Below are 14,693 nucleotides of genomic sequence, written 5' to 3'. Positions count from 1 at the left end.
GGGCAAACACCCCAGGAGGCCGCATCATGTCCACCCGCCGCATCGCCCGTGATTTCAGCGAACTGCCGCAGATGCAGGACATCCTGCCCCTGTCGGGGCTGGAATTCATGCAGGCCGTCGTCAACGGCGAGTTTTCCGGCCCGCCGATCGCCGAGGCGCTGAACTACTGGCCGATCCTGGCCGAGGACGGAAAGGTGATCTTCGAGGGCGTGCCGCAGTTCAACTGCCTCAATCCCCTCGGCACGGTCCATGGCGGCTGGTACGGCACCGTGCTCGACAGCTGCATGGCCTGCGCGGTGCAGACCAAGCTGAAGCCGGGGCAGATCTACACCACGCTGGAATACAAGATCAACGTCATCCGCCCGATCCCCATCGGCACCACGGTGCATGCCATCGGCACCGTGCATCACGCCGGGCGTTCGACCGGCATCGCCGACGGCGAGATCATCGGCGCCGAGGACGGGCGGCTCTATGCCACCGGCTCGACCACCTGCATCGTGATGAACGCGCCGGTTACCTGAGGCGGCACGGGCCGGCACGGGCCGGCACGGGCCGGCCCCGGCCAGATCAGCCGCGGGTGATCTTCACCGTCTTGGCGGCGCTGTCCTGCGGCGCCCGCTTGCCGACGGTGATGGTCAGCACCCCGTCCTTCAGGTCGGCCCGCACCGCGCCCTCGTCGGCATCACCCGGCAGCCGGAACGACCGGCTGAAGGCACCGAACTGGCGCTCCGAGAAATACCATGTGTCGCCCTTTTCCTCGCGTTCGGTGCGTTTCTCGCCTTTCACCGAAACCACGCCATCCTCGACGGTCAGTTCCAGATCCTCCTCGCTGACCCCCGGCAGTTCGATGGCGATGCGATAGGCCGCATCGTCGGCCGAGGCCTCCGAGGCCGGGGACAACCAATCGGCAAGCCGGGTGCCGAAATGACGGAACGGCTCGTAAAGAGACGGCCAGAGATTGCCGCTGCGGGATTGTTCAACCATGGGAAAGCCTCCTGTTGCTTGGTTGTGTTCACGGCGCAATTATCGCAGATTTGCCGTCGATCCGCCTTGAGCAGGCGCAAGAACCGGCGCCGCCGGAAAGGAAAGACCCGATGATCCTGTGCTGCGGCGAAGCCGTGATCGACATGCTGCCGGCGACCACCGACGAGGGCGCCGCCGCCTTCCGCCCGGCGAGCGGCGGCGCGGCGGTCAATGTCGCCATCGCACTGGCCCGTCTTGGCCAGCGCGCGGGCTTTTTCGGCGGCCTGTCACGCGATGCCTTCGGTGCGCAGCTGTCCGGGGCGATGCGCCGCGAAGGGGTCGACCTGGCGCATGTGACGCCGGTCGCTGCCCCCTCGACCCTCGCCTTCGTGCATCCGGCCGCCGACACGCAGGGGTTTTCCTTCTACGACCAGAACAGCGCCGGGCGGACGCTGGCGATCACCGCGCTGCCGCCGCTTGATGGGGTCAGGGCGCTGGTCTTCGGCGGGCTCAGCCTGATCCACCGCCCCGGCGCCGGCACGTTCGAAACGCTGATGCAGATGGCGGGGCCCGAACGGCTGATCCTGCTCGACGCCAATATCCGCCCCGCCCTCATCGAGGATCAGGAGCAGGGCTACCGCCAGCGGCTGACCCGCATGATGGCCATGGCCGACGTGCTGAAATTCTCCGACGAAGATCTCGACTGGCTGCGCCCCGACCCGCCCGAGCAGCTGTTGCTGGGCCGCGCCAGCCTTGTGATGCACACCCATGGCGCCAATGGCGCGACGCTGTATTCCCGCCACGGCAGCCAGCACCTGCCCACCGCGCCGCAACGGGCGCGCGACACGGTGGGTGCCGGCGACACCTTCTGCGCCGGGGTTCTGGCCTCGCTGGCCGAACAGGGCCTGTTGCAGCCCGCCGCGCTGGCCCGGGCCGGGGCGGCGCCGCTGACCCGGGCGGTGGCCTACGGCATCCGCGCCGCCACCTATTCGGTGACCCGTGCGGGCGCCAATCCCCCGACCAAAAAGGAACTGTCATGCGGGCCTTGATTCAACGGGTAAGCGAAGCCTCGGTCACCGTCGAGGGCGAGACCCTCGGTGAAATCGGCGCCGGCCTCTTGGTGCTGGTCTGCGCCATGCAGGGCGACACCACGGCCGAGGCCGACAAGCTCGCCGCCAAGGTCGCCCGCTGCCGCATCTTTCAGGACGACGCGGGCAAGATGAACCTGTCGCTGCGCGACATCGGCGGCGCGGCGCTGGTGGTGTCGCAGTTCACCCTTGCCGCCGACACCCGCAGCGGCAACCGTCCGGGATTTTCCAGCGCCGCGCCCCCGGCCGAGGGCCAGCGGCTGTACGAGTATTTCGCGGATCGGATGGCAGCCGAAGGCCTGCCGGTGCAGCGCGGACGCTTTGGCGCCGACATGAAGGTGCGGCTCTTGAATGACGGGCCGGTGACGATCTGGATCGAGGTCTGAGCGGCCCGGCCGTGATCCCGCTCAGGATTTCTTGACGAACCGGGTCAGGATGACGATGCGCTGGCCTTCGACACGGCCTTCGATCTGTTCGCCGTTGTCGGGCACCAGAGCGATGTTGCGCACCGCGGTGCCGCGTTTGGCGGTGAAACCTGCGCCCTTGACCGGCAGATCCTTGATCAGCACCACGCTGTCGCCGGCCGCCAGCAGCGCGCCGTTGCTGTCGCGGTGCTCGGGCGCGTCGGCATCGGGCAGGCCGGCCTCGGCCCAGTCCATGACCTCGGGCTCGAGATAGGCGATCTCCAGCAGATCGCGCGCCCAGGGGGCGGTGGTCAGCCCCTTCAGCAGCCGCCAGGCCACCACCTGCACCGGCGCCTCGCTCGACCAGATCGCCTCATGCAGGCATTGCCAGTGCGGCCCGTCCTCGGGGCCGCTCTCCACGCCGGCAAGACAGGTCGCGCAAAGCGCGATGGCCTCGGGCCTGGGGACCACGGCATAGGGGGTGGTGTCATCGGCGCGGCACAGGGCGCAGGGGGTCGGCATCGGCAGGGTCCTTCGCTTGGATCCTGCCGCTTATGCCCGCGCAACCGCGTCGCGTCCAGCACATGGAAGGCCGCGCCGGCACTGGATTTTCCCTTTCGCTTGCGACAGGGTGGCCCGGCAAGCAGGAAAGGGAAGCCGGTGGACGCAGAAGCCGTGAAGACCGTCGAGGACATCTGGTGGCACGGGGTGCGCGCGGTGCGCGGCGCCGAGGCCGTGTCAAAGGCGATCCGCCGCCAGCAGATCGCGGCGCCGGACCGGATCATCGCCGTCGGCAAGGCGGCCTCGGCCATGCTCGAGGGTGCGCAGGCCGTCTACGGCACCGCGATCCCGGCGCTGGTGGTGACCAAATACGGCCATGCCACCCCCCTGCCCGCCGCCCAGCGCGACCGGGTGCGGGTGATCGAGGCGGCGCATCCGGTGCCCGACGAGAACACCCTGGTCGCCGGCGTCGAGATCCTGAAAGAGGTTCAGCACATGGCGCCGCAATCGCATCTTCTGATGCTGGTCTCGGGCGGCGCCTCGTCGCTGGCCGAACTGCCGGAACCGGGGCTGAGCCTCGCCGCCCTGCAACACGAGAACGCCCGCCTTCTGGGCGACGGGCTGGACATTCACGCCATGAACGCGCGCCGCCGCGAGCTCTCGCAGATCAAGGGCGGCAAGCTGCTCGGCCATTTCGCCGGCGCCCGGGTGACCACGCTGGCGATCTCGGATGTCGAGGGCGACAGCCTGTCGGTGATCGGCTCGGGCATCGGACAGGCGCCCGACAACCACCGCTTTTCCTTCGATCCGCATATCGTCGCCTCGAACCGCATCGCCCGCACGGCCTGCGCGGCGCGGGCCCGGACGCTGGGGCTGGCGGTCAGGGGCAATGAGGAAACCCTCTATGCCGATGTTCACGAACTGGCGGCGCGGCTCGGCCCCGAACTGCGCGCCGCGCCGGCCGGGCTCTATATCTGGGGCGGAGAGCCGACCATCCAGCTGCCCCCCGACCCCGGCCAGGGCGGGCGCAATCAGGCGCTGGCGCTGGCATTGGCGCGCGAGATCTCGGGCCTTTACGGGCTGACGGTGCTGGTCGCCGGCAGCGACGGCACCGACGGGCCGACCGATGCCGCCGGCGGTGTCGTCAACGGCGCCACATGGACCGACGAGGCGGCGCGCTTTCAGCGTCAGGCCGACAGCGGGCGGTTTCTGGACGCGCGCAGCGCGCTGTTCCGCTCGGGGCCCACCGGCACCAACGTGATGGATCTGGTGGTGGCGCTGAAAACCTAGCCGGCCCGGAGCGATCAGACCGCCAGCGTCGCCGCCACGGCGCGTTTCCAGCCCGCGTAGCGGCGCTCGCGGGTCGCCGCATGCATCGCCGGCGCAAAGCGGCGCTCCAGCGCCCAACTGTCCGAGAACCCCTCCATGTCCGGGTAGATCCCGGCGCGCATGCCGGCCAGCCATGCCGCCCCCGTGGCGGTGCTCTCGGCGATCTCGGGGCGGTCCACCGGGGCGCCGATGATGTCGCTGAGAAACTGCATCGTCCAGTCGCTGGCGCTCATCCCGCCGTCGACGCGCAGCACGGTGTCGCCCCCCTGCCCGATGTCGCTCATGTCGGCCCGCATCGCCTCGATCAGATCGCGGGTCTGGAAGCCGACGCTTTCCAGCGCCGCGCGGGCGAACTCGGCCGGACCGGAATTGCGGCTCAGCCCATAGACCGCGCCCCGGCAGTCGGGCGCCCAATAGGGCGCCCCGAGCCCGGTGAAGGCGGGCACCAGCATCAGCTCCTGCCCGGGGTCGGCCGCCTCTGCCAGCGCCTGGCTCTCGCCCGCCTCCGCGATCAGCCCGAGCCCGTCGCGCAGCCATTGCACCACCGCCCCGGCAATGAAGATCGCCCCCTCCAGCGCATAGGTCGGGGTGCCGTCAAGCTGATAGGCGATGGTGGTCAGCAGCCGGTTCTTCGAGGCCACCGGCCGCGCGCCGGTATTGAGCAGCGCGAAACAGCCGGTGCCATAGGTCGATTTCATCATCCCGGGGCGGAAACAGGCCTGGCCGATGGTCGCCGCCTGCTGGTCGCCCGCGACCCCGAGGATCGGGATCGCGCCGCCCAGCAGCGCCGGATCGGTGCTGCCGAAATCGGCGGCGCAGTCGCGCACCTCGGGCAGCATCGCCATCGGCACATCGAAAAGCGCGCAGACCTCGGCGCTCCATTGCCCGCGGTGGATGTCGTATAGCAGGGTGCGCGCGGCATTGGTGGCATCGGTGACATGGGCCCTGCCGCCGGTCAGCTTCCAGATCAGATAGCTGTCGATTGTGCCAAACAGCAGATCGCCGGCCTCGGCCCGGGCGCGGGCCCCCGCCACGCTGTCCAGCAGCCATTTCACCTTGGTGCCGGAAAAATAGGGATCAAGCAGCAGCCCGGTCGCCGCCGTCACCGCCGGCTCGTGGCCCTGAGCCTTCAAATCGCGGCACATCTTTGAGGTGCGCCGGTCCTGCCAGACGATCGCCTTGTGCAGCGGCGCGCCGCTGTGGCGGTCCCAGACCAGCGTGGTCTCGCGCTGGTTGGTGATGCCGATGCCGGCGATCGCTTTTGCCCCAATGCCGGCCTGCGCCATCACCGCGCGGCAGGTCGCCAGAACGCTGTTCCAGATGTCGCCCGGGTCATGCTCGACCCAGCCCGAGGCCGGGAAATGCTGCGGGAATTCCTGCTGCGCCATGGCCACGGGGCGCATCCCGGCGTCGAACAGCAGCGCCCGTGTCGAGGTGGTGCCCTGATCGATGGCAAGGATATGGGTCATGGCGGCCTCCGGCTTGGTGCTGCGGCCCAGAGTGGCGCGATTCCCGGCCCGGGCCAATCGCTTTTGCCTGTCGGCGGCCGCCCCGGAAACAGGAAACCCGGCCACGGGGGCCGGGTCTGAGATCATGGTCTGGGGCGGGGTTCAGTCCTCGGCCCATTCCCAGCGGTTGGTGAAGGCGCCGAGCACCTTGCCGACCTCTTCGTCCGAGGCATCACCGTTGTTGGTGATCTGCGCCACCAGCCCGCGCTTCTTGTCGTCCAGCACGCTGGTGACCCGCGCCGGCACGCCTTCTTTTTCAAGCGCGGCGTTGAAGATCCGGGTGATCGCCGATTTGCGCAGGTCGGGCTTGAAGATCTTGCCGACGGCGGTTTTCGGCAACTCCGGCATGACCTCGATATACTTGGGCTGCGCGGCGCGTTCGTGCACATGCACCTTGGCGTGTTTCATCAGCTCCTCGGCGGTGACGGTGCCGCCCTCGACCAGTTCGACGTAAGCGCAGGGCACCTCGCCGGCATGGGCGTCGGGCTGGCCGATGGCGCCGGCAAAGGCGACGTCGTGATGCGCCAGCAGCGCTTCTTCGATCTCGGCCGGGTCGATGTTGTGCCCCCCCCGGATGATCAGATCCTTGGCCCGTCCGGTGATCCACAGATAGCCGTCGGCGTCGATACGCCCCAGATCGCCGGTGCGCAGATACTTGCCATGATGGAAGAGATCGGCGTTCTTCTCGGCCTCGGTATAGGTGTTGCCGGCATAGACGCCGGGGTTCGACACGCAGATCTCGCCGACCTCGTCGGTGGCGCATTCCACCGGGCCGTCGGGGGTGTTGGTGTAGATGCGCACATCGGTATAGGGAAACGGCAGCCCGACCGAGCCGACCTTCTTGTTGCCGGTCGGCGGGTTGCACGAGACCAGACAGGTGGCCTCGGTCAGCCCGTAGCCCTCGACCACGTCGACGCCACAGGTGCTTTCAAAGCGTTTGAACAGTTCCAGCGGCATCGGCGCCGAACCGGAAAAAGCGGTCTTCACGGTCGAGATATCGGCGTCGACCTCTTTCTGCATCAGCGCCGAGACGGCGGTGGGCACGGTGATGATGAAGGTGGTCTTCCAGCGCTCGATCAGCTTCCAGAAATTGTCGAACACCCCGTCGCCGCGATAGCCTGCCGGGGTCGGGAACACCACATGCGCCCCCGAGGACACGGCCGCCTGCATGATGACATGCACCGCGAAGACGTGGAACAGCGGCAGCGGGCACATGATGCTGTCTTCTTCGGTGAACAGCAGCTCATCGCCCAGCCAGCCGTTGTAGATCATCCCCGAATAGCGGTGCTGCGCCACTTTCGGCATGCCGGTGGTGCCGCCGGTGTGGAAATAGGCCCCCACCCGGTCGCCGGCGCTGTCCTCGAACTGCAACGTGGTCGGGTATTTGGCCATTTCGCGGTTGAAATTCTTGACGTCGGCGTGATGCCCGGTCGGGTTCTTGGGCCGGATCAGCGGCACGATCCAGCTTTTCGGCGGCGTCAGGTAGCGGTTGAGGTCGACCTCGAGCACCGTATGCACATGCGGCGCGTGGCGCACCGCCTCGGCGACCTTCTGGGCGACGTCGGTCTTGACGAAGGACTTGATGGTGACCACCACCTTGGCATCGGTCTCGCGCAGGATGGCACCGATCTGCTCGGGCTCCAGAAGCGGGTTGATCGGGTTGACGATGCCGGCGATCATGCCGCCGAACAGGGCGATCAGGGTCTCGTTGCAATTGGGCATGACGAAGGCGACGCAGTCGCTCTCGCCGACGCCGAGGTCGCGGAACAGGTTCGCCGCCTGCACCGACTTGGCATGCAGCTCGGCCCAGGACATGGTCTCGGCCTTGTCGGTCGGCCCCGACAGCAGCTGGTAGCTGGCGGCCGGCCGGTCGGGGAAACGGTCCTTGGTGTGGCTCAGGAACCCGTAGAAGGTGGTCGCGAGGTCACGCTCCTCCCATGGCATTTCCTGTTCGATTTTTTTCAGGTCTTCCACTGACGAAAACGTCATTTGCCGGTCTCCTCCCCTTGGCCTTCCGTGCACGCGCAACTGGAGTGTGCACGATGCGGAGAAAAACACCAAGTCGCAAGCGTTTGACCAGACCTCACGCCGGGTCAAGCGAAAGAAAGACGTTGCGTTAGAGGCCGCCGTCGGTTGCCGGCGCCGCCAAGGGCTGCCCGCCGCCGCGACGGCAAGTGGCACCGCGCTGCCCCTTTGCCCGCCACAAGGCCCCGGCGCGGCCCGAAACGCCGTGTTTCCAAGGGCTTCCGGCCCCGGTCAAAAAAATCCCGAAGCGGCAAGAAAGGGCCTTGTGTTTCCGTCGCCGGCAAAGATATACCCGTCGGCGGAGACGTGGCCGAGTGGTCGAAGGCGCTCCCCTGCTAAGGGAGTAAACGGGAAACCGTTTCGAGGGTTCGAATCCCTTCGTCTCCGCCATATCCCCCCAAAATATCGCCCAGATCGTCGGGATCCGTCCCAAGACGGCGGCGGCCGGGTGTCGGGCACGGCTCAGACCGCGCGCGCCACGGCCTGAAACAGCGCCACAAGCTGCGAAAACCCCTCGGTCTCGGCGCTCCAGCCCGCCGCGCGGCGGCAAAGCCGCCGGACATGGGCCGGGCTGACCCCGACCCGGTCCAGGCGCATCGCGCTGCGCGGGTTCCACCACGGGCCGTCGCCCTTGCGCCGGAAGATCAGCGACAGCCGGATCGCCGAATGCAGGATCGCCTTGGCACGGAAGCGATAGGTCAGCTCGTCGGCGCCGAAGGGGCCCTGCTGCGCCGCACGCGCCAGCAGCCGGCCTTCGGCCACGGGCGAGATCGGCGCCCATTCGTCGGCCAGAAGCCACACAAGGTCATCCTCGGGCGAGCCGACGCCGCAATGCTCCCAGTCGATCCAGCTCACCGCCTCCGGCGGCAGCAGCAGCGCATTGCCCGGCCGCGCGTCCCATTTGACAAAGGCGGCGTGGCGGCGGCGCAGCCGATCGGCCACCGCCCAATGATCGAAACCGGGCTGCGGCAGGCCGCGATCTTCGGCCAGCCGCATCGGGGCCGAAGCGAAATCCAGCAGCCAGCCGGGCCGCTCCGCGATGCCCGGGGCCAGCCCGAGCAGCCCCGCCGAAGCGCCCCGCTGCTGCAGGTCGAGCAGCCCCTCGCCGGCGGCGGTCAGCAGCGCCGCGCGCCCGGCCTGGTCCGCCGCTTCCAGCGCCTCGGTCAGCCGCCGGCCCGCAACCCAGGTCTGGATCACCAGCCGCCCCTCCTGCGCGACCAGCCCCGGTACCGTGCCGGCTGGCGCAAGGGCGCGCAGCGCTTCGGCCTCGAGCCCGGCCCGCGCCGCACTGGACCGCTGCGACAGAACGTATTTGCGGCCCTCGACCTGCACCACCAGCGTCTTGCGGTCGCGCCCACCCGGATAGTCGATGGCCTCGGGCGCCCGCCCCCATGTCTTGCGGCACAGCGCGACGACTTCCGGCTCGGCTAGATTTCGCTGCTGCAATCGTTCCCTCCCGCCGCCGTCGCGACCCCGTTGTGCCCGATACTGTCCGGCTTCGGCCGCCGGGTCCAGTCATTGCGCCAGGCAGCGGTGCGATCCGCCATTCGAATCGTCGCCTGCCGGCGCCGCCGGGCGCAAAAATTGCCCGGCAACAATCGAGTCCTTTCTTGCGGATTGTTCCCCATTGCCGCCCAATCGGTGGCGAATCCGCCTGTGCGGGGCGGCCGGACGCCCCGTGACGGCCCGCCGGCCAAAGACCCGCCCGGACGAGATGCTGAATGTGGTAAATATCTGTTTTAAAAGGGTGTATTCGCCGCATCTTTGCTTGAAAGCTTTGTAAAAACCCTTCCTTTTCAGGCGCTTAAAAAGCATTTCATTGACTCAACGTAAGCCGGTGTGAGAGCGTCGTAAGATCGGCACCCCAATTCCTGCCGGGTAACGAGTGCATTTCTTTCAAATTGATAGGCCCGAGAGTCCGGGCTCAAGAGCAAAATTAAGCCTCCGATTTCCCACGCGGTCTTCGGGGCATCAAAGGGATGGAACAATGGCTAAATACTCCGGCTCGAACGGCGACGACAGCATTTCTGGCAGCAGCAAGAACGACAAGATCGACGGGCGCGACGGAGACGACACCCTGCTCGGCCTCGACGGCAAGGACAAGCTCGACGGCGGCGACGGTGATGACCTGCTTGATGGCGGCAACGGCCGCGACGACCTCAAGGGCGGTGACGGCAACGACACGCTCTTGGGCGGGGCGGACGAAGACAAGCTGAAGGGCGGCGACGGCGATGATCTGCTGGATGGCGGCGCCGGCGACGACGACCTCAAGGGCGGCGACGGCGATGATGTGCTGGGCGGCGGCGAAGGCGACGACAAGCTCAAGGGCGACAAGGGCAATGATGCGCTTTCCGGCGGCGCGGGCGACGACATGTTGCAGGGCGGCCATGGCAATGACACTATCCTCGGCGGCGAAGGCGACGACCTGATCTATGGCGACGGCAGCGGCTCGGGCGGCGGTTCGGGCTCCGGCGCGATCGATTTCAACGACTATCTGGATGGCGGCACCGGCAATGACTGGATCGTCGGCGGCCAAGGCGAGGACACCGTTCTTGGCGGCGAAGGCGACGACGTGCTGTTCGGCGATGACGGCGGATCGCGCGGCAGCGGTTCGGGCTCGGGCTCGGGCGGCGACGCCCTCGGGCTGTGGAATGCGGGTCTGGGCGGAGGTTCGGGCAGCGGGTCGGGTAAGGGCTCGGGCAGCGGCTCTGGCAAGGGCTCGGGCAGCGGCTCGGGCAAGGCTTCGGGCAGCGGTTCGGGCTCAGGCTCGGGCGACAGCGGGTTCGACGACTACCTCGACGGCGGCGCCGGAAACGACTTCATCTTCGCCGGGGGCGGCGATGACGAAGTGCATCACAACGCGCTTGAAAACAGCGGCGCCTCGGACAAATACGCCGGTGGCGACGGCATCGACAGGCTGACGCTGGAGCTGACCTCGGAAGAATGGTTCAGCCCCGAGGTCCAGACCGACATCGCCAATTACCTTCAGTTCCTCGCCGACAACACCGACCCGGTCACCGGCGAGGCCAACAGCAACACCTTCGAGTTCACCGCCTTCGACCTTGACGTGCGCGAATTCGAAGAGCTCGGCATCATCGTCGACGGGGTCGTGCTCGACCCGGCGGACGAGGCCGCGACGGCCATCGACGACAGCGCCGCGGTCGACGAAGACGACGGCGCCACGCTTTTCGCCTCGGTGCTGGACAATGACGATGTGCCGGATCTGGCCAAAGAGGTGCGTCTGGTCTCCGGCGTCTCCGAAGGGATTCTGGTCTTCAACGAGGGCACGTCCGGTGCCCCCGACGGCAGTTTCTCCTTCGATCCCGACGGCGCCTTCGAAGACCTCGCCGAGGGCGAGACCCGCGATGTCAGCTTCGTCTACGAGGTCGAGGACGCCGATGGCGACGTCTCGCAGGCCACGGTGACGATCACCGTCACCGGCACCAATGACGCGCCCACCCTTGCGGCGGGCAGTGCCGATGCGGCCGAGGACGGGCCTGCGGTGGATGTGGACCTGTCGGCGCTTGGCGGCGATGTGGACAGCGATGATGACGGCGCCAGCCTGACCTATGCGGTGACGGGCACCCCGTCCGAAGGCGGCGCCTCGATCGTCGGCACCACGCTGACCTTCGATCCGGGCAGCGACTTTCAGGACCTCGCGACGGGCGAGACCCGCGACGTGGTGATCGAGATCACCGCCACCGACAACCATGGCGCGAGCGCCGTCAACGAGGTGGTGGTCACGGTGACGGGCACCAATGACGCGCCGACCGTCGCGGCGGCGCTGGACGCGGAGGCCAACGAGGACGATGCCGCCTTTGCCATCGACCTTCTGGCCGGCGCCTCGGATGCCGACAACGGCGAAACCGCGACGCTCGACGTGCAGAATGTCTCGGGGCTGATCGCCGGGGTGACCCTGGCCGGCACCGCGCTCGAGGTCGATCCGGCCGACGCCGCCTTCCAGTCTCTGGCGGTGGGCGAAAGCCAGGTCATCACCGTGACCTACGAGATCGTCGACGTCCAGGGCGCCGCAACGCCCCAGTCGGCGACCATCACGATCCATGGCACGAACGACACGCCGGTGGTTTCGGCGCTGATCGCGGCCACCACCAACGAGGATGCCGCGCCGCTGGCGCTCGACCTGCTGGCCCATGCCAGCGACGTCGATGCCAGCGACGATCTTGACGTTGCCGCGGTCGTGGTCACCGCCTCTGACGGGCGCAGCGTGACCTACTCCGTGGACACTGAAACCGGCGCCTTCGAGGTCGACCCGGCGCAGTTCGACGATCTCGGCTGCGACGAAGCGCTGACCCTGACGGTCGATTACAACGTGGTCGACGGCAATGGCGGGGTGGTTGCGACCTCGGCCAGCATCACGGTCGAAGGGGTCAATGACGCCCCCGAGGTCAGCGGCCCCGTCGATGGCGGCACCACCCATGAAGACGCGGCGCCGGTGACGCTCGGGCTTCTGGACAATGCCAGCGATGCCGAGGGCGACAATCTCGGCGTCGCCAATGTCACCGTCGGCTCGGACAATGCCGGGCGCACGGTCAGCTACACGGTCGATCCTTCGACCGGCGATCTGGTGATCGACCCGGCGCAGTTCAATGACCTCGCGGTGGGCGAAAGCGAGACCCTGACCGTCACCTATGACGTGATCGAGGAAGACCGCGCCTTTTCCGGCAGCGCCGGCGGCGAGACGCTGGACAATGCCGGCACCTTCTTCATCGCCGACAGCGACACCGGCGATCTGATCCGCGTCAAGCGCGGCGGCGCGATCATCACCCATGAAGACGCGCTGGCCGCCGCCGGCGTGACCAATGGCAGCTCGGTCCTTGTCGATGGCAACAGCACCGGCCTCGGCGTGTCGGCCTATGCCATGGAGGACGGTGTCGCCACCCCCGTCGACCAGTCCAACATCGAGCTCGAAGGCTATTCGGGCAGCGAGACCACCGGCACCTCCGGCAGCGGCGCGCAATATGTGGTCTACGGCGACAGTTTCGGCGATGCATCGACCGGCGGTCCGCTGACCCTCGTGGTCACGGTGCCGGTGACAGGCGACGACTGCGGTGATGCGACCCATACCTTCACCATCAGCGGCGTCGACCAGTCCGGCAGTTTCACCAACCCGGTGATCGGCGGCGTCGACCTCGAGGCCACGCCCGAGCCGGTGCCGAGCACCGCAACCCTGGTGGTCGAGGGGCGCAACGACGCGCCGCAGACCACCGCCGACACGCTCGACACCGACCAGGACACGGCCGGCAGCATCAACGTGCTGGCCAATGACAGCGATGTCGACGGCGATTCCCTGAGCGTGACCGCCCTGACCGGCACCCCCTTCAGCGGCTCGACCACGGTCTTCGTGACCACCACCGACGGGCGCACCGGTCAGCTGACGCTGTGGGACAACGGCGATCTGGACTTCGACCCGCTGGGCAATTTCGACGATCTTGCCGACGGCGACAGCGACAGTTTCTCGATCAACTACACCGCCTCGGACGGCAATGGCGGCACGGCGAACGAATCGGTGACGATCACCGTCACCGGCACCAATGACGCGCCGGTGGTCAGCGCCATCGACGCCGGTTCGGTGCTCGAGGACGCGGCGGTGCAGACCATCGACCTGCTGGCCGGGCAAAGCGATATCGACATCGGCGATGTGATCTCGGCGGCGAATATCTCGGTCAGCGACGATCTCGGCAATGCGGTGGGCTTCACCGACAACGGCGATGGCACGATCAGCATCGACCCCGCCCTGTTCGAGACGCTGAACAGCGGCGAAAGCGCCACCCTGACCGTGTCCTATGACGTCAGCGACGGCAGTGCCGCGACCGCCAATACCGCGACCCTCGTGATCGAGGGCATCAGCGGCAACCAGGGCCCGACGGCGGTCGACGACGACCTTGGCGGCAGCACGGCGGCCACCGCCCTGACCGACGAGAACACCGCCCACACCATCGCCGAGGCCGATCTTCTGGGCAATGATTCCGACCCCGACGGCGATGCTTTCGCCATCACCTCGGTCTCGGCGACCAGCACCCTCGGGGCCACGGTGACGCTGAACCCGGACGGATCGGTCGATTACGATCCGACCGGCTCGGCGACGCTCGACGGCATGGCCCAGGGCGAGGTCATGACCGACAGTTTCACCTATACGATCTCCGACGGCAACGGCACCTTCGACACCGCGACGGTGACGCTCAGCGTGTCGGGGGTCGACGATCCGCCGGTGCTGACCGGAACCACCTCGGCCCAGGCCGGGTTCAGCGACACGGATTTCAGCTATCAGCTGCCCGCCGACCTGTTCACCGACCACGACGAAGGCGGCCCGATCACCTATGATGTGACCCTTGCCGACGGCTCGGCCCTGCCGGCGTGGCTGGTCTTCGACGACACGACCAACACCCTGAGCTTTGCCGCCGACGCCCCGCAGGCCACCGATATCGGCCTTTACAACCTTCTGGTGACGGCGACCGAGGATGACGGACAAAGCGCGACCACGACCTTCACCCTCTCGGTCCTCGACGGCGCCCTGATCGAGGGCACCGACGCCGGCGAGACCCTTTATGGCACCATCCAGGGCGACCTGATGCTCGGCCTCGGCGGCAACGACTATCTCTATGGCCTGCCGGGCTCGGACATCATGGACGGCGGCGACGGCAATGACTGGCTTTATGGCGAGGCCGGCGACGACGTGCTGCTGGGCAATAACGGCAACGACTATCTCTACGGCGAGGATGGCGACGACGTCATGAATGGCGGCGCCGGCTATGACAACCTTCAGGGCGGCGACGGCGACGACCTGATGGATGGCGGCGACGGCGGCGGCACGCTCAATGGCGGCAACGGCGGCGACACCATGATCGGCGGCACCG

General features: G+C 67.7%; 10 protein-coding genes and 1 tRNA gene. 6 read left to right on the top strand and 5 right to left on the bottom strand.

The window, feature by feature from the left end; genetic code table 11:
- Nucleotides 1-26 precede the first annotated feature (26 nt).
- Nucleotides 27-521, top strand: a complete 495-nt coding sequence (locus ABZD10_RS06370) for a PaaI family thioesterase (protein ID WP_372885305.1) — start codon at nt 27-29, stop codon at nt 519-521.
- 46 nt (nt 522-567) lie between these two features.
- Here the strand turns inward: ABZD10_RS06370 and ABZD10_RS06365 are convergent, their stop codons facing one another.
- On the bottom strand, nt 568-984 hold the full coding sequence (locus tag ABZD10_RS06365) for an Hsp20/alpha crystallin family protein (RefSeq protein WP_372885304.1): 417 nt from the start codon (nt 982-984) through the stop codon (nt 568-570).
- 110 nt (nt 985-1,094) lie between these two features.
- Between ABZD10_RS06365 and ABZD10_RS06360 the strand changes: the two genes are divergently transcribed.
- Nucleotides 1,095-2,012 carry a carbohydrate kinase gene (locus ABZD10_RS06360; protein WP_372885303.1) on the top strand — a complete coding sequence of 306 codons (918 nt, stop codon included), beginning with the start codon at nt 1,095-1,097 and terminating at the stop codon, nt 2,010-2,012.
- Nucleotides 2,000-2,437 (top strand): D-aminoacyl-tRNA deacylase, encoded by a 438-nt coding sequence (gene dtd / locus ABZD10_RS06355; RefSeq protein WP_372885302.1) that lies wholly within the window; start codon nt 2,000-2,002, stop codon nt 2,435-2,437. Before ABZD10_RS06360 ends, dtd begins: the two co-directional genes overlap by 13 nt.
- 21 nt (nt 2,438-2,458) lie before the next feature.
- On the opposite strand, the gene ABZD10_RS06350 is transcribed toward dtd, so the two are convergent.
- Nucleotides 2,459-2,977: an alkylphosphonate utilization protein gene (locus ABZD10_RS06350; RefSeq protein WP_372885301.1), complete on the bottom strand. Its 519-nt coding sequence runs from the start codon at nt 2,975-2,977 to the stop codon at nt 2,459-2,461.
- Nucleotides 2,978-3,115: 138 nt separating this feature from the next.
- Between ABZD10_RS06350 and ABZD10_RS06345 the strand changes: the two genes are divergently transcribed.
- Nucleotides 3,116-4,246 (top strand): glycerate kinase, encoded by a 1,131-nt coding sequence (locus ABZD10_RS06345; protein ID WP_372885300.1) that lies wholly within the window; start codon nt 3,116-3,118, stop codon nt 4,244-4,246.
- Between the two features lie 14 nt (nt 4,247-4,260).
- Here the strand turns inward: ABZD10_RS06345 and glpK are convergent, their stop codons facing one another.
- Nucleotides 4,261-5,754: a glycerol kinase GlpK gene (glpK, locus tag ABZD10_RS06340; RefSeq protein ID WP_372885299.1), complete on the bottom strand. Its 1,494-nt coding sequence runs from the start codon at nt 5,752-5,754 to the stop codon at nt 4,261-4,263.
- A 141-nt stretch (nt 5,755-5,895) separates the two neighbouring features.
- Entirely contained in the window at nt 5,896-7,782 is a 1,887-nt protein-coding gene (locus tag ABZD10_RS06335; RefSeq protein ID WP_372885298.1) for an acyl-CoA synthetase, read from the bottom strand.
- A 336-nt stretch (nt 7,783-8,118) separates the two neighbouring features.
- Here ABZD10_RS06335 and ABZD10_RS06330 point away from each other — a divergent pair.
- Nucleotides 8,119-8,208: transfer RNA gene (locus tag ABZD10_RS06330), tRNA-Ser, on the top strand.
- Between the two features lie 72 nt (nt 8,209-8,280).
- Here the strand turns inward: ABZD10_RS06330 and ABZD10_RS06325 are convergent.
- Entirely contained in the window at nt 8,281-9,264 is a 984-nt protein-coding gene (locus ABZD10_RS06325) for a phosphotransferase family protein (protein ID WP_372885297.1), read from the bottom strand.
- 541 nt (nt 9,265-9,805) lie between these two features.
- On the opposite strand from ABZD10_RS06325, the gene ABZD10_RS06320 reads away from it, so the two are divergent.
- The coding region (locus ABZD10_RS06320) for a beta strand repeat-containing protein (protein ID WP_372885296.1) at nt 9,806-14,693 on the top strand (4,888 nt) is incomplete at its 3' end.

It is taken from the genome of Shimia sp. (assembly GCF_041624275.1).
In the GTDB taxonomy this organism is placed as follows: Bacteria; Pseudomonadota; Alphaproteobacteria; order Rhodobacterales; family Rhodobacteraceae; genus Shimia.
The sequence above is the reverse complement of the archived record's forward strand: the minus strand, read 5'-3'. Positions and strand labels throughout refer to the sequence as shown.